This window comes from Streptomyces sp. NPDC050759 (assembly GCF_044456945.1).
Classification (GTDB): Bacteria; Actinomycetota; Actinomycetes; order Streptomycetales; family Streptomycetaceae; genus Streptomyces.
Map to the genome: position 1 here is coordinate 351,914 of NZ_JBITGI010000002.1, position 13,274 is coordinate 365,187.

At 67.5% G+C, this 13,274-nt stretch carries 17 protein-coding genes and 1 pseudogene; 6 read left to right on the plus strand and 12 right to left on the minus strand.

What is annotated here, in order from left to right; all coding sequences use genetic code 11:
* Positions 1–164: 164 nt before the first annotated feature.
* The 3 genes from ACIBJB_RS07410 to ACIBJB_RS07420 are packed head-to-tail and all read left to right on the plus strand — an operon-like array spanning position 165 to position 2,521.
* The gene (locus tag ACIBJB_RS07410; RefSeq protein ID WP_398927457.1) at positions 165–965 is read left to right on the plus strand and encodes an ABC transporter ATP-binding protein; all 801 of its coding nucleotides are present in this window, start codon (positions 165–167) and stop codon (positions 963–965) included.
* Complete coding sequence (locus ACIBJB_RS07415; RefSeq protein WP_398927459.1) at positions 962–1,723, plus strand: ABC transporter permease; 762 nt, start codon at positions 962–964, stop codon at positions 1,721–1,723. Before ACIBJB_RS07410 ends, ACIBJB_RS07415 begins: the two co-directional genes overlap by 4 nt.
* A 15-nt stretch (positions 1,724–1,738) precedes the next feature.
* On the plus strand, positions 1,739–2,521 hold the full coding sequence (locus tag ACIBJB_RS07420) for a MerR family transcriptional regulator (protein ID WP_398927461.1): 783 nt from the start codon (positions 1,739–1,741) through the stop codon (positions 2,519–2,521).
* Positions 2,522–2,725: 204 nt separating this feature from the next.
* On the opposite strand, the gene ACIBJB_RS07425 is transcribed toward ACIBJB_RS07420, so the two are convergent.
* The 7 genes and pseudogenes from ACIBJB_RS07425 to ACIBJB_RS07455 all read right to left on the minus strand — a co-directional run bounded on the left by ACIBJB_RS07425 (position 2,726) and on the right by ACIBJB_RS07455 (position 7,607).
* Complete coding sequence (locus ACIBJB_RS07425) at positions 2,726–3,529, minus strand: hypothetical protein (protein ID WP_398927463.1); 804 nt, start codon at positions 3,527–3,529, stop codon at positions 2,726–2,728.
* A 347-nt stretch (positions 3,530–3,876) separates the two neighbouring features.
* A complete protein-coding gene (locus ACIBJB_RS07430) occupies positions 3,877–4,098 on the minus strand; it encodes a hypothetical protein (RefSeq protein ID WP_398927465.1) in 222 nt (73 codons plus the stop codon).
* A 422-nt stretch (positions 4,099–4,520) separates the two neighbouring features.
* Positions 4,521–5,051, minus strand: a complete 531-nt coding sequence (locus tag ACIBJB_RS07435; protein WP_398927467.1) for a hypothetical protein — start codon at positions 5,049–5,051, stop codon at positions 4,521–4,523.
* A 276-nt stretch (positions 5,052–5,327) separates the two neighbouring features.
* Positions 5,328–5,795, minus strand: coding sequence for a DUF6174 domain-containing protein (locus ACIBJB_RS07440; protein WP_398927469.1), 468 nt, complete (start codon positions 5,793–5,795; stop codon positions 5,328–5,330).
* A gap of 121 nt (positions 5,796–5,916) precedes the next feature.
* Positions 5,917–6,378, minus strand: a complete 462-nt coding sequence (locus ACIBJB_RS07445; protein ID WP_398928410.1) for a DUF1775 domain-containing protein — start codon at positions 6,376–6,378, stop codon at positions 5,917–5,919.
* 244 nt (positions 6,379–6,622) lie between these two features.
* A pseudogene (locus ACIBJB_RS07450) lies at positions 6,623–6,984 on the minus strand (DsbA family protein); the annotation flags it as partial.
* Positions 6,966–7,607 carry a cytochrome c oxidase assembly protein gene (locus ACIBJB_RS07455; RefSeq protein ID WP_398927472.1) on the minus strand — a complete coding sequence of 214 codons (642 nt, stop codon included), beginning with the start codon at positions 7,605–7,607 and terminating at the stop codon, positions 6,966–6,968. The pseudogene ACIBJB_RS07450 and the gene ACIBJB_RS07455, both read right to left, overlap by 19 nt.
* A gap of 136 nt (positions 7,608–7,743) precedes the next feature.
* Between ACIBJB_RS07455 and ACIBJB_RS07460 the strand changes: the two genes are divergently transcribed.
* Together ACIBJB_RS07460 and ACIBJB_RS07465 are read left to right on the plus strand one after the other, a co-directional pair.
* Entirely contained in the window at positions 7,744–8,763 is a 1,020-nt protein-coding gene (locus tag ACIBJB_RS07460) for a cation diffusion facilitator family transporter (protein ID WP_398927474.1), read from the plus strand.
* 58 nt (positions 8,764–8,821) lie between these two features.
* The gene (locus ACIBJB_RS07465) at positions 8,822–9,013 is read left to right on the plus strand and encodes a hypothetical protein (RefSeq protein ID WP_398927476.1); all 192 of its coding nucleotides are present in this window, start codon (positions 8,822–8,824) and stop codon (positions 9,011–9,013) included.
* Positions 9,014–9,058: 45 nt separating this feature from the next.
* Here ACIBJB_RS07465 and ACIBJB_RS07470 read toward each other — a convergent pair whose 3' ends face one another.
* The 5 genes from ACIBJB_RS07470 to rpmG all read right to left on the minus strand — a co-directional run bounded on the left by ACIBJB_RS07470 (position 9,059) and on the right by rpmG (position 11,602).
* A complete protein-coding gene (locus ACIBJB_RS07470) occupies positions 9,059–9,823 on the minus strand; it encodes a thioesterase II family protein (RefSeq protein WP_398927478.1) in 765 nt (254 codons plus the stop codon).
* 138 nt (positions 9,824–9,961) lie between these two features.
* Positions 9,962–10,531 (minus strand): DinB family protein, encoded by a 570-nt coding sequence (locus ACIBJB_RS07475; RefSeq protein WP_398927479.1) that lies wholly within the window; start codon positions 10,529–10,531, stop codon positions 9,962–9,964.
* A 430-nt stretch (positions 10,532–10,961) separates the two neighbouring features.
* Complete coding sequence (gene ykgO / locus ACIBJB_RS07480; RefSeq protein WP_280847199.1) at positions 10,962–11,084, minus strand: type B 50S ribosomal protein L36; 123 nt, start codon at positions 11,082–11,084, stop codon at positions 10,962–10,964.
* Between the two features lie 46 nt (positions 11,085–11,130).
* Positions 11,131–11,391: a type B 50S ribosomal protein L31 gene (locus tag ACIBJB_RS07485; RefSeq protein ID WP_398927482.1), complete on the minus strand. Its 261-nt coding sequence runs from the start codon at positions 11,389–11,391 to the stop codon at positions 11,131–11,133.
* Positions 11,392–11,437: 46 nt separating this feature from the next.
* Entirely contained in the window at positions 11,438–11,602 is a 165-nt protein-coding gene (rpmG, locus tag ACIBJB_RS07490) for a 50S ribosomal protein L33 (protein ID WP_398927484.1), read from the minus strand.
* Between the two features lie 461 nt (positions 11,603–12,063).
* Here rpmG and ACIBJB_RS07495 point away from each other — a divergent pair, with 461 nt between their 5' ends.
* A complete protein-coding gene (locus ACIBJB_RS07495) occupies positions 12,064–13,170 on the plus strand; it encodes a ferritin-like protein (RefSeq protein ID WP_398927486.1) in 1,107 nt (368 codons plus the stop codon).
* Positions 13,171–13,274 lie beyond the last annotated feature (104 nt).

The following is a 13,274-nucleotide window of genomic DNA, read 5'->3' on the forward strand; positions in this document are numbered from 1 at the left end:
CCACGCGGTCGTACACCAAGACCCTCTGCCGTGCCGATCGTGCCAGCGATATGGATGTTGTGGTCAGGAGCGGCTTGACCTTGACGCTGGGTCAACCCTTCATGCTTCCGGCACGAGCTTCCTCGCAGTCGCCAGGAACAACTCCACGAAGGAGGCAGATGACCATGACGGCCCCATCGATCGCCGTTCGCGTACAGGGTCTGAAGAAGTCGTACGGAACGCTCGAAGTGCTGCGCGACGTGGACTTCGAGGTGGCGCGGGGTAACATCTTCGCCCTGCTCGGGTCCAACGGGGCGGGCAAGACCACGACCGTGAGGATCCTCGCCACGCTCCTGAAGCCCGACGCGGGGAAAGCCGGCGTCCATGGCTACGACGTCGCCACGCAACCGGCGAATGTGCGGGAGTCCATCAGCCTCACCGGGCAGTTCGCGGCCGTCGACGAGATCCTCAGTGGTTGGGAGAACCTCGTACTCGTCGCCAGGCTGCGCCACCTCAAGGACCCGGGCGCGATCGCGGATGACCTGCTGAGGCGTTTCTCGCTGACCGACGCCGGCCCACGGAAGGTGTCCACGTATTCGGGTGGGATGCGCCGCCGGCTGGACATCGCGATGAGCCTCATCGGAAATCCGTCCGTGATCTTCCTGGACGAGCCGACGGCCGGACTCGATCCCGAGGCGCGCATCGAGGTGTGGCAGGCCGTCAAGGAGCTCGCCCAGTCCGGCACCACGGTACTGCTCACCACGCAGTACCTGGACGAGGCCGAGCAGCTCGCCGACCGGATTGCGATCCTCCACCAGGGTCGGATCATCGTGAACGGCACCCTTGCCGAGCTCAAGCGGCTCTTCCCGCCCGCCAAGGTCGAGTACGTCGAGAAGCAGCCGACTCTGGAGGAGATCTTCCTCGCGGTCATCGGCGCCGGCGAGAAGAGCGACTCCACTCGCACGACAACGGGAGGACAACGATGACCACGTACTTCTTCAGCGACACTGCCGCGCTCACGGGGCGGACCCTGCGCCATGTCACCCGCAGCATGGACACCATCATCACGACCGTCATCACGCCGGTCGCCATGATGTTGATGTTCGTCTACGTGTTCGGCGGCGCCATTGATACCGGATCGGTTTCGTACGTGAACTACATGCTGCCCGGCATCCTGCTCATGACCATCGCGTCGGGCATCTCCTACACGGCGTACCGGCTGTTCACCGATGTGAAGAGCGGGATCTTCGAACGATTCCAGTCCATGCCGATCGCGCGGTCGGGTGTGCTGTGGGCGCATGTCTTCACCTCTCTGGTCGCCAACCTGATCGCGCTCGTGCTCGTCGTGGGTGTCGCTCTGCTCATGGGCTTCCGCTCGGGGGCAGGAGTGTCGGCATGGCTCGCGGTCGCCGGCATCTTGCTTTTGTTCACCCTGGCGCTGACCTGGCTCGCCGTGATCCCCGGGCTCTCGGCGTCGTCGGTGGAGGGAGCGGGCGCGTTCGCCTACCCGCTCATCTTCCTGCCGTTCGTCAGCTCGGCGTTCGTGCCCACAAGGACGATGCCCGGCCCGGTGCGCTGGTTCGCCGAGAACCAGCCGGTGACGTCGATCGTCAACACGATCCGTGGCCTGTTCGCCCAGCAGCCGGTCGGCGACGACATCTGGGCCGCCCTCGCCTGGTGCGTCGGCATCCTCGTCGTGGCGTACGTCTTCGCGATGGCCGCCTATCGCCGGAAGATCGCCTGAGGCAGTCTGAGACTCATGCTCACCATCAGCCAGCTTGCGGCGTACGCCGGGGTGACAGTGCGGGCCGTACGCCACTACCACAAGATCGGGCTGCTGCCCGAGCCCGAGCGCGACCGGTCCGGGTACCGGATCTACGATGCCGCCGCGGTCGTGCGCCTGATCCGGATCCGCACCCTGGCTGATGCCGGCGTGCCGCTGGCCAGGGTGCAGGAACTCCTCGACGCCGGCCCGGAGGAGTTCGCCGGCGGTGTCCAGGAGATCGACAAGGATTTGCGGGCCGAGATCCGGCGGCTGCAGGGCACCCGCAGTAGGCTCGCCCGGCTCGCCGCCGGAGAGCACCTGGCGCTTCCGAAGAGCGTCGTGGGCTACCTCGACCGGTTGCGCGGTCTCGGCGTCGGGGAGCGGTATATCGAACTGGAGCGGGATGCCTGGATCATGATCGCCGCGCAGGTGCCGGACCTGATCGACTCCGTGATTGCCAAGAAACACGAGGAGCTGGACGACCCCGACATGGTGAGGCTCTACAGCTTCTTCACGGGGGAGCCCGACTGGCTGGCCGGCGATGCACGGATCGTCGAGGTCGCCGACATCCTGGAGCGCCTGATGATTCGCGCTGTGGAGGCCGGCGAGGTGGGTGCCGACGGTTTCGACGATGAGTTCGTCGCCCTGATGGACTCCACCATGCTTGAGTCCGCACCGGGTGCCGAACTGGTGCTGGCGATTCTCAAGGAGCGTGGCTGGAGCGGCTGGACCCGCATCGAACGGGTACCTGCCGACAGACTCAACACTCACACGTGACGCCACTCGGCTGTGGCCGCGCTGGCGCGGGGCGGCAGTCTGCCGCGCACACATCCAGCGGTACGGTCTGAGGAAGTTGATTCCACAGAATCAGGGTGTGGCACGCCATGTGGCTGCAGCGGATCGACACCACGATCGACGCCGTGCGGCAGCGGAAAGCCCAGCAGGAACACGGCCGCCGGCGACGTCCGCGGCGAGCCGAGGTCAACTGCGAGTCATGGCGCCCAGTTTGCTGCTGATGTCCAATTGGAACGAGGTCTGCATGTCTTCGTACGGGGTCGTCGAATACCAGTACCCCTTCACATCGAGCGGCTCGCCGGTCGCCGTGAGCCGGCAGGGGATATCGCCCTTCTCCAGGTCGGCGATGAACACGTCGGCCTTCACTACGGCCGCTTCGTCCCCCGGTCGCCCGGGTTCGCGGTAGGTCGTCACCCGGAACAGGGCGGCGTAGCGCTTGTGCAGTCCGACGTCGAGGATTTTCCTGAGCCGCCTGGCGGGGTCCTCTTCGACGCCCTTGTACGGCTCGTAGCCGTATCGGCTGGTCACCTCGAAGTGGTTGGTGCCCAGCGGACCCTGTGGACCCGTGATCCACATGCCGCGGATGAGCCACCCCGGCGCCACGGCGAACCTGCCCAGCTTCCAGCCTGGCCGGTCCGCGATCCGCTCCGGGGTATCGGCCTCGCTCGCCGACGCGATGTCGACATTGCCTCCCTGGTCGGGGCTGTTGTAGCTGTCCAGGACGCGACTTTTGTGATCGAAGGGCTGGAAATACGGCCGCGGGTCCAACTCCCTGTCACACGAATTTTTGACAGGGTTGTTCTTGGGCAGACGCGAAGCGGCAGCGGCCAGAGCCGCACGCCGTTGCTCGAAGCGGGCCCCATACTCCTTGAGGATCGCCTTCAGGTCCTTGGCGGTGCGTTCCTCCTCGCTGTCCCCTCCCCCACCACAGCCGGACAGCAACATCGCGACCACGGCCACCGCCATGCCCAGGGCGGCGCCCTTCCCCATCCCCGTGCGCATAGGACCCCTTCCCCCTCACGCCACTGCCCGCAAGGGTGCCCGACACCGACTCCCCTGACACCGGGACGAGGGAACCGGCACACTGTCTCTCCACTCCGACCGGCGCAGGGGGTCAAGGGGCACGTACGCTACGACGCCGTTCTCACCCAGGAGGCTCAGGTTTCTTCCCGTCGTCGTCGCCCTCATCGTGGCGTTGCTGCTCGCGGGATGTAACGACGGTTCGGGCAAGGCCGCCGCCGAACCGAGTGGGGCGCGGGGCGTCGGCGAGCGTGGTCGAGATTCAGCACGTAGGCGTCCGCCCAGAAGTCCGGCCCGCCGCACGAACTTCTCAGCGTTCATTCCTTCCGCAAGGTGCCTGCGGGCTCCGTGAGCGCCTGCATCTGCTCCGAGCATGTACCGGCCTCCTGCTCGAGGCAGCCGCCGTCTGTACCGAACTTCGTCACCGCGGCCTGGAACGTCGTGGCCGCCTTCGGCAGACTCACGGTCTCCGCCATCACGGCCGGCTTGGCGTCGCCGTCGTCGTCGTTCGAGCTGCTGCAGCCGCTCACGGCCGCCACGTCGCGAACAGGACTGACGAGCCGGCCGTCTTCCCCCAAAAGTGTCTCCCCGTGACGGAGGATCATCGCACGCCCCCGGACACGGATACGGCAAAGGCCCCCGGCCGATCAGTCAGGGCCCGTCCCGGAGCATCCACCCGTATGACTTCTTGGGCCCTACTCGCGCTGAACAAGCCGCGCAGAGCCCTGGCGCCCACACCCACACACATACGGCTGTGTTTGCGAGCATCATGGCCACCCAGGCTACTCCCCGCGACAAACTGTCCCTCACCCTCCGCTGCCCGGTACCTGGACCCTTCGAGTCACCGTACGGGTCACGGACACCGACCAGGTCACCGTCAGCCAGAACGTGACCACCAGGCCATTGCCGAACTGACGAACACCATGGGAAGCAGCCGACGTGGGCCGTCGGGCGCCGGGCGTTACCTGTCCTTGCAGGCCCTGGCTTTGAACTCCGCCAGGGGGACGGTGACTGGGGACTCGTCGCCGTCTTCCGAGATGTCGTCGTAGCGGACCATTCCCGGGCTGAGCTGGTCGAGGTCGGTCAGGCCGAAGGAGACGCTCTCCGATGACCACGAGTTGTCCTCGGTCCCGCCGTAAAGGATGTAGGTGGTCTTGGGCGTGAGCCGGGTGAGGGATCTGCCCACGGCCCAGCCGGCGGATGGGGACTGGAGACTCCAGGTGGCGAGACCCGCTGTGAGAGGGCGGTCGGCGGTCCAGGAGCCCACAGTCTTCTGCTTGTTGACGTTCTCGCTGTCCACGTAGACAGTCGCGCCATCGATCTGATGCCCGCAGACCATCATGACGCCGAGCAGATGGCCATCGTCGGACACGGAGATACCGGCGACCGCATCGACGGGAACGCTGCACCCCGTGCTCGCAGCCACTGCCAGGCCCGCCGCGACGATGCCGACCACGCGCCGGAACGCCGGCCGTGAAACGTTCGACAGCATCGAGCCCCCTGTCCGAGGGACCGCCGCCGGGTACCCCCTACACCTCGGATGGTAAGGACGATGCGCGTCGATCCGCAGCGTCGCCGCCCATACGTTGCGCCCTCGTTGTGACCTTGTAGCACACCGGCCCAGGGCGCACGCGACGGGGACGGTGGCGCGTCGGACCAGTACGCAGCGGGATCTTCCGGGCGCGCCATCGCCGCGAGCTGCGTCTCATCAGATGTGTTCGCTGTTCCGCTGCCCTGCGGCCTTGATGTTGGCACAGGCGGCACAGCTTCAGTCGGCGCTTGGTTCGTAGGCGCTGATGACGTACAGGGCTTCGTCGTCGATGGCGTTCTTGTCCCAGTCCAGGGAGATCCGCACCGGGTGCCCGTCGGCGGCGTACTCCGCTTCCGCCGTGTCCGCGTTGTCGCTGCGGGCCTGGTTCAGCCTCTTCAACAGCTCGCCGATCGTGGGCACTTGATCGGGGAGCTCCTGTATCTGCCGCCGACTGTCCGCATCCGTCCCGACGGCCTCCGTCACCGTGCCGTCCCGGACCTTCACCCGGAAGGTCCCGGCCAGGACCTGGGTGGTAGATGTCAGCGTGTAGGTGTACGCGGCAGGCTCCTCCCAGGTGGTTTTCTGCTCGCTCCTCTCGGCGGACTCTGCGGACGTCGAAGAACTGCAGGCGCTGGTCGCGCACAGCAATGCCGCGGCCAGCGCGGCAGATGAGACGAATCGGGGCCTGGGGCGTACGGCGGTCATGCTGGCTCCCTCGGAGTCGGTTACCGCTGTGACGCCCGTCGGCCAACGAACGTTCAGTGCGGCGGGTGCGCCGTCGCCTTGCGGCATCAGTAGTTGAGCCTGAAGGCGACGGCGCCGAACGTCAGCTCTCGGACGAGGCTGCCCACCGCTTGACCAGCCACCAGGCACTGGCAATGAGAACAGCCAGCGCCGTGAGGACCCCGCCGCTGACCACGCCGGTCGAGCTGCGGTCGTCCTTCTCAGCAGTCTTGGCGTCGGGTTCGGACCCTGCTGCCGCGACGTCGGACTCAGTGGCCGACGGGGTCCGGCTGGGTGTCGCGCTCTCGGTCGGGCTGGGGCCGACCGGGCCAGCCCCAGGTGCCGCAGCCTTCAACTTCAGCACTGAGGAGGGCGGTTGGGGCTCCTCACCAACGGTGGGCAGCTCGATCCAGCGGGAGATCTTGCCGTCGCTGTAGACCTCGATCGTCTTGAACGCGATCTCCTTGGCGTCCGGGAGCGGCCGGACCTTGATCTCGTGTTCTGCGTCGACCCCGGCCTTGAGTGCGGGGCCGGCGACGTTGCATCCGTCGCTGGTGGCCTTCAGCTTCCAGCCCTCGGGGCCTCGTCCAGCGCCACGTCAGCGGGAGCGATGCCTTCGGGTAGCACGACGCGCATTTCGGTGAAGCCCGCGGACTCGGACTCGGACTCGGCCTCGGAGACGAAGCTGAGGGTGACGTTCTCGGCCGGGGGCCTGGGCCTTGCCGGCTTCGACCTCCGCGTGCGCGGCGGCCGGTGCGGCCAGGGCGAGCGTGGCCGTCGGTGCGGCGGCACCGGCGAATGCGACTCCGTCAGTCGGACAGCCGGGCATCGATGAGTGCCTTGAACGCCTCGTAGGAGGCGGAGTTGGTGATCCGTTCTCCGTCGAGGAAGAAGGTCGGGGTGCCCTGGACTCCCAGGCCGAGGCCGTCTCGCTGGTCGGCCTGGACGCGTCCTGCCACTTCCGGATCGGCGAGATCGGCGTCGAACCGGTCCATGTCCAGGCCGAGTTCCTTCGCATAGCCGCGGAAGACGGACTCCTTCCACTCCTGCGACTCGCCCCACTCCTTCTGGGTGGTGAAAGCTTGGTGTACATCTCCTCGAACTTGCACTGGCGGGTGGCGGCTTCAGCAGTGCGGGCGGCCAGTTCGCCGTTTAGGAGCCGATGGCGAGGGCGAAGCCGGCCATGAGGACGGCGGCTGCGATCAGGTTCTTCTTCAGCTTGCTCATGGTTCCTCTGTGGGAGTGGGCGTGGAGGGACGGGCGGGTCGCCGGTCGCGGGCGTGCAGGCTCGCCAGGTAGGCGTTTTAGACGGCGAGCGGGTCGTTGTGGTCGCCTCGGGTCTATCTGCCGGTCCACGCGGCGGGCCTCCCGCTGGTCGGAGCGGACCCACTGGACGGCCAGGATGATCGTGGTGATCAGTACGGGGATGTCACCGGTGGCCCAGGCGATGGCCCCGGCGTCGTACTGGCCGTCCATCGGGTACTCGAGCCACGGCCGGTCCAGCGCCGACCACCAGCCCTCGCCGATCAGCGCGGTCGAGCTCACCAGCGAGATGCTGAACCAGGAGTGGAGCGGCATCGTCAGGATGGGGACGAACAGCCGGCCCAGATGGGGCGGGCGGCGCGGGCCGGGGTCGATGCCGATGACGACCCAGAAGAACAGCAGGCCGAATGGGGGGCGGGTGGCGGGAGCCGGAACCGCATGGTCCGTACGTCCTGAAAGCGTACCGACCACCCCGCCCGCTAGTGCACGACAGGGTGGGAGCTCCCGGCGCCGTCGCTCGGGCGCCTCCACCAGTCGACAAGTTTCCGCTGGTCAGCGGCCCGTTAACCGACATGACAACGGTCACCGATGCCGCCTTTGGCGATTCGCGTAGGAGTGCGTTTCACTTCGGGCTAAGGCATCCGCTGCGAGGGGGAAGGCGTACACCATGGGTGATCACACTCACGTGCACGGTCCAGGACACGAGCACGGAGGAGGGCACGCCGGCCACTCCCACGGCGTCTCGGCGGATGCCGACCGGCGCTGGCTGGGCATCGCGCTCACGCTGATCACCGTGTTCATGGCGGGCGAGGTCGTCATCGGCATCGTGGCCCAGTCCCTCGCCCTGATCTCGGACGCGGCGCACATGCTGACCGACGCCGTGTCGATCGTGTTCGCGCTGATCGCCATGCGGCTGGCCGCGCGCCCGGCCCGCGGCGTCTTCACCTACGGCCTCAAGCGCGCCGAGATCCTCTCCGCCCAGGCCAACGGCCTGACCCTGCTCCTGCTCGGCGCCTGGCTCGCGTACGAGGCCGTGCACCGGCTGATCGACCCGCCCGAGGTGAAAGGCGGGCTGGTGTTCGCCACAGCCCTCGCCGGGATCGCGGTGAACATCGCGGCCGCCTGGTGCATCTCCAAGGCCAACCGCTCCTCGCTCAACGTCGAGGGCGCCTACCAGCACATCCTCAACGACCTGTTCGCCTTCATCGGCACCGCGGTGGCCGGTCTGATCGTGCTGCTCACCGGATTCGCCCGCGCCGACGGCATCGCCACGCTCGTGGTCGTCGCCCTGATGTTCAAGGCCGGGTACGGGCTGCTACGCGAGTCCGGCCGGATCTTCCTGGAGGCCGCCCCCGCAAATGTCGACCCGGACGCGCTGGGCGACAAGCTCGTGGCCCAGCCGGCCGTCGTCGAGGTGCACGACCTGCACGTCTGGCAGATCACGTCCGGCCAGTCCGCCCTCTCTGCGCACGTCCTGGTCGAGCCCGCCGGCGACTGCCACGCCGTCCGCCGCGACCTGGAGGAACTCCTCCAGCACGACTACGGCATCACCCACACCACGCTCCAGGTCGACCACACCCCGGCACAGATCCTTCAGGTCGCCCTGGTCGGCGAAGGAGCAGGTGACACCGCGCACTGCGAGGGCCCGCACGGCCCCATCCACCGGGACGAGCCGCACAAGCACTGACCTTCGCGCAAGCACAGGCTTGCCCAGCGCGGGGTGCTGACTGTCCTACTCGGTCAGCATGGTGAACACCGAGCTGATCGTCCGGAAGGAACAGCCCGACCGCCGCGCCAAGTTGAGCATCACGGACGCTGACGGCATGCGGAGCACCTGGCACCTGCGACTCCGCCTGTTCACCGCCGCCGGCCGGCTCGTCACCACCAGCCGCCGCATTCTCCGCCTCGCCCGCCACGGGAGGCGGGAGTTCAGCTAGCACCGGCATGTCGTTTGAGCGCCGACTGCTCGCCGGCACCCGGCGTTATGTGGACTTCCCAGTCAGGGTGGCACTCAGGGCGCTCAGAATGACCTGCGCGACCTGCTGAGTCTGTTGGTTGAGGAAGAAGTGACCGCCGGAGAACGGAACGGTTCGAGTGACTCCAGAAGTGAGGGTTCGCCACTGGTCCGCTTCTCCCACCGTCACAACGGGATCTTCTTCGCCGACCAGGACAGTGAAAGGACAGTCCCGCAGCGTGCCCTGGTCCCAGATGTACTGCACCAACAATCGGTAATCGGCCCGTACCGAAGGCATGATCAGCTCAAGCATCTCGGGGTCGTCGAGGACCGGCGGATCTACTCCCCCGAGCCGACGCAGCTCAGCTACCAGTGTGGCGTCGCTTCGGAGGAAGTCGCTCGGGCGCCTGCCCAAGGAAGGGGACGCTCTGCCGGACAGAAACAGGTGTATCGGCGTGAAGGGGGTCTGGGCCTGCTGGAGACACCGGCCCGTCTCGAATGCCAGCAGTGCGCCCATGCTGTGCCCGAACAGGGCCAAGGGCTTCCCGGGATCGCAGTGCGAGGGCAGTTCCTCAAGCACGTGCTCGATGATCTGCTGGAAGTCCTGCGCTGGAGCTTCCCTGAAACGGTCCTGGCGGCCGGGGTACTGCACAGCGAACACTTCGACGTCCGGGGAGAGGGCGTGGGCGAGGCCGCTGTATCCGTTGGCTGCTCCCCCGGCGTAGGGAAAGCAGAGCACCTGTGCCGTGCCCGGTCCGGATGGGCGCAGGCGCCGAATCCATGTGCTGCTCATTGCCGCCTCTCAGGATGGAGACCTTGCGGGAGGCATCGTGACCGGCAAGGCCATGCACAGGCTACGAAGGGAACGCCTTCGCTGCTGTGACTTGGGCCGTTCCTGCCCTGCGACGCTCTTCCGCCGGTTACCGGAAAGTCATATTCGGCACGGTACGGCTCCGTCCTGCCAGCGGTAGAGGTCGCGCAGCAGGGAAATCTCGGCGCCGTGATGGATCAGCTCCCTGTTGACGTGCAGGACGATGCCCTCCATGGGAAACCTCTCGGGACCCACCGTGGGCGGATTGTCCAGGTCAGCGTCCGAGAGCTCGCGGACCCCCGCGTTCCATGTCCCATACATCTCATCGAGCTGCTTCAGCGCCTCGTCAGCGGTCCCCGCGTAGGCGAAGGTCCGAGAGTCGACGTCCTGGCCGCCGAAGTGCCATCCAACCCGATAGCCCAGGCAGGAGACGATGATGTGCGCCAGCCGCCAGGCAATCGTCGTCACCGGTGCCGGCGCCGGCACCGAGTCAGGGGACGCGGAGTCCATCGTCCACTCCCCCGAACCTGCCGACATCGGTGCGGCCGACGTACCACGCGGGCGGATGCTCCAGCAGCCACGCACCGGCTCCCAGAAGTACTCCTCATCGGCAAGACCCTGCAGCCGTGGCCGCAGGTTCTTGTGCCAGTGCCGGTCCAGCTGGTCCGCGATCCGCTCGCTTCTCGTCATTTCCGCACACTACATACGACGGAGACATGGCTACGACCTTCATGGACGCCGTCGCCGGCCGTGGGCGGCGAGAGCGTACCGCACCGGGAGATGACGCTGGGGGCTGATGTGCCCTTCGGGCCGCGCCGCCGCGAGCGGCTGTTTGACCTTGCCGCCTGCGTCCCGGATGACGGTCAGGCAGAGCGCCGATCGAAGACCTTCTTGTCGGCCGGGGTCAGCCTGTGCCCGTGATGGGCGCTCTTGCCGACGTCCAGGCCGAGGAAGTGCCGAGAGGGTGCCGCATCAGGACGCCGATGTGCCCGGCGCCGAGGAATGCTGGTGCTCCGACAGATCGGCCGCCGTGGGGCGTGAGTCCGCGCCGGCTGCACATCCGGCAGCGGCACGGCACCGCGAGTGCGGTGCCTGGCCGCTGCCGTGCTGCGCAGCGGCGTCAGCCTTGGCGGGCCTTGAAGCGGGGGTCCTTCTTGTTGATCACAAAGATCACGCCACGCCTGCGTACGACCTGAGCGCCGGGTTTGGCCTTCAGCGAGCGCAGGGACTTGCGTACCTTCATAGCGGCCTCCTTACAGGGCCTTGCAGGGATCGGAGGGCTGGGGCCGTCAGGGACGGACGGGAGCGGTACGGCCGTAGCGTCGCTCGAAGCGCTCCACTCGGCCCGCGGTGTCCACGACCCGCGAGGTGCCGGTGTAGAACGGGTGACTGGCCGACGAGATGTCCACGTCGACGACCGGGTACGTGGTGCCGTCCTCCCACTCCACCGTGCGCTCGGTGTCGAGGGTGGAGCGGGTGAGCAGTTGGAAGCCTGCCGCGCGGTCGCGGAAGACAACGGGGCGGGAGACGGGGTGAATGCCGGACCTCATGGGTGGTGCCTCCTTGAGAAACCTCGGTCGACGACCGAGGCGCTTGTCATCGTTCTTCGCGGAACAGAACGTGCTTGTCGGCCACCGGGTCGTACTTGCGCACGACCAGCCGGTCGGGGTTGGTCAGACGGTTCTTGCGTGTCACGTAGGTGACTCCGGTGCCGGCCGTCGACCTGAGCGTGACGACGGGCCGCGTGCTGCTGCGTGCCATGAGGTACTCCTTCCACCACCACCGAGCACTTTGACTCGGTCATGTCATGCAGTCGTTGCAACAAAGCCGCCCGGCTCGTCATTCCCGATGGCCGAGCCGCTGAGTACGAGCCCCTTCACCCATTGCTGAACCCCCATATCAGCCCGCTCTCGCAGACGAAGATCACTGCGTGGATACGGTCGAGGAGGCCGAGTTTGGTCAGGAAGCGGCCCAAGTGGGTCTTGGCGTCCGCGGAGCCGTCGCGCCTCGACTGGCTCGGGAGTGGGCTGCCTCCCGGGCTTCCACCGGATTGGCCTGACAGGGTGGCCGTGCCACCACACCTGCCCGTCACGCCTCTCATCTGCGGTGATGCCTGCTAGCTTCACCAGCTGGTTCGTGGTCCCGTACGCCCGCAGCGGAGGCAGGGCCACGGCTGCGAGGCGAGGAGGACTGGTGTGATGGACGATGCCAAGAAGCCAGCGATGGCTCCATTCAAGCGCAGGACTTTCCTGGCGACTGCCGTCGTGACGGCCGGCGCGTCGGCCACGGCGGCAGCCGCACCGGCGTCGGCCGCGGGTCCCCACAAGGGACCAGCCGACCCGTGGCCTCTCGACTCCGTGGCGCGCCTGCTGGGCACGCCCGAGGCCGGCCGCGGTATCGACTGGCTCAGGTCGGCGCTCCAGGTCGCCGTGGAGGTGGAACTGTCCACCATCCCGCCGTACCTGTGCGGCTGGTGGTCCATCAGGGACCGCGGCGCGGATGCCGCGCGCCTGATCAGGCGCATCATCGACGACGAGATGTACCACCTGGGCGTGGTGTGCAACCTGCTCGTGGCCGTGGGTGGCAGGCCCCGGATCCGGGCGGCGGCACCTACCTACCCCGGCCCGCTGCCCGGCGGCGTACGCCCCGACGTGACCGTGTACCTGTCGGGTTTGACCAGGTCCTTCGTGCACGACGTGATGATGGCCATCGAAGCCCCCGAGGAGCCACTAGCCCTCAGCGACAGTGCCCCGCCCACCATCGGCGCCTTCTACGGCGCCGTGCTGCAGGGCTTCAGGACCGTGGCCCCGCAGTTGTCGGCCCGCGGACAGCTGAACGCCCATATCGGATCCGACGAACTCCGGCCGGTCGAGACCCTCCTGGACGCAGAGCGCTCCATCGACATCATCAGGGAACAGGGCGAGGGCACGAGCAGCTCCCCGGCCGACTCCTTCGCCGACGACCACCCGGCCCACTACTACGCCTTCGGCGAGATCTACCACGGCCGGCAACTGCGGCAGAGCGACACGGGCTGGACGTTCACCGGGGCGCCCGTCCCCTTCCCCGATGCACGCCCGATGGCCCCGGTCCCGGCCGGCGGCTGGCCCAGCCCGTCGGCGTCCGTGCAACAGTTCCTGCACCGGTTCGACACCACCTACACCACCTTGCTCGACTCCCTCGACGCCGCCTGGGGCAACGGCGGTCCCCCCTCCCTGAGTGCGGCCGTTCACGCCATGCGCGCCCTGGAAGAGCCCGCCGTACGGCTTATGGAGACCGAGATCCCCGGCACTCACAGCACATACGGCCCCCAGTTCCACGTACTCCCCTGACGAGTTCGTGCACGGCAAGGCTTCCTGGTCCGTCCGGGCTCGTCGTTGGCCACGCGCCGTGACAGATGGCGGTGGCCGTTCTCGTCGACATGACGCGGTGGTGG

Bases quoted from the DNA above. Each gene is read 5' to 3' on its own strand.
- ACIBJB_RS07415 (WP_398927459.1), top strand. From the start codon at position 962: ATGACCACGTACTTCTTCAGCGACACTGCCGCGCTCACGGGGCGGACC.
- ACIBJB_RS07475 (WP_398927479.1), bottom strand. From the start codon at position 10,531: ATGACGAGAAGCGAGCGGATCGCGGACCAGCTGGACCGGCACTGGCAC.
- ACIBJB_RS07495 (WP_398927486.1), top strand. From the start codon at position 12,064: ATGGCTCCATTCAAGCGCAGGACTTTCCTGGCGACTGCCGTCGTGACG.
- ykgO (WP_280847199.1), bottom strand. From the start codon at position 11,084: ATGAAGGTACGCAAGTCCCTGCGCTCGCTGAAGGCCAAACCCGGCGCT.
- ACIBJB_RS07460 (WP_398927474.1), top strand. From the start codon at position 7,744: ATGGGTGATCACACTCACGTGCACGGTCCAGGACACGAGCACGGAGGA.
- rpmG (WP_398927484.1), bottom strand. From the start codon at position 11,602: ATGGCACGCAGCAGCACGCGGCCCGTCGTCACGCTCAGGTCGACGGCC.
- ACIBJB_RS07435 (WP_398927467.1), bottom strand. From the start codon at position 5,051: ATGCTGTCGAACGTTTCACGGCCGGCGTTCCGGCGCGTGGTCGGCATC.
- ACIBJB_RS07440 (WP_398927469.1), bottom strand. From the start codon at position 5,795: ATGACCGCCGTACGCCCCAGGCCCCGATTCGTCTCATCTGCCGCGCTG.
- ACIBJB_RS07420 (WP_398927461.1), top strand. From the start codon at position 1,739: ATGCTCACCATCAGCCAGCTTGCGGCGTACGCCGGGGTGACAGTGCGG.
- ACIBJB_RS07485 (WP_398927482.1), bottom strand. From the start codon at position 11,391: ATGAGGTCCGGCATTCACCCCGTCTCCCGCCCCGTTGTCTTCCGCGAC.
- ACIBJB_RS07470 (WP_398927478.1), bottom strand. From the start codon at position 9,823: ATGAGCAGCACATGGATTCGGCGCCTGCGCCCATCCGGACCGGGCACG.
- ACIBJB_RS07410 (WP_398927457.1), top strand. From the start codon at position 165: ATGACGGCCCCATCGATCGCCGTTCGCGTACAGGGTCTGAAGAAGTCG.
- ACIBJB_RS07425 (WP_398927463.1), bottom strand. From the start codon at position 3,529: ATGGGGAAGGGCGCCGCCCTGGGCATGGCGGTGGCCGTGGTCGCGATG.
- ACIBJB_RS07465 (WP_398927476.1), top strand. From the start codon at position 8,822: ATGGTGAACACCGAGCTGATCGTCCGGAAGGAACAGCCCGACCGCCGC.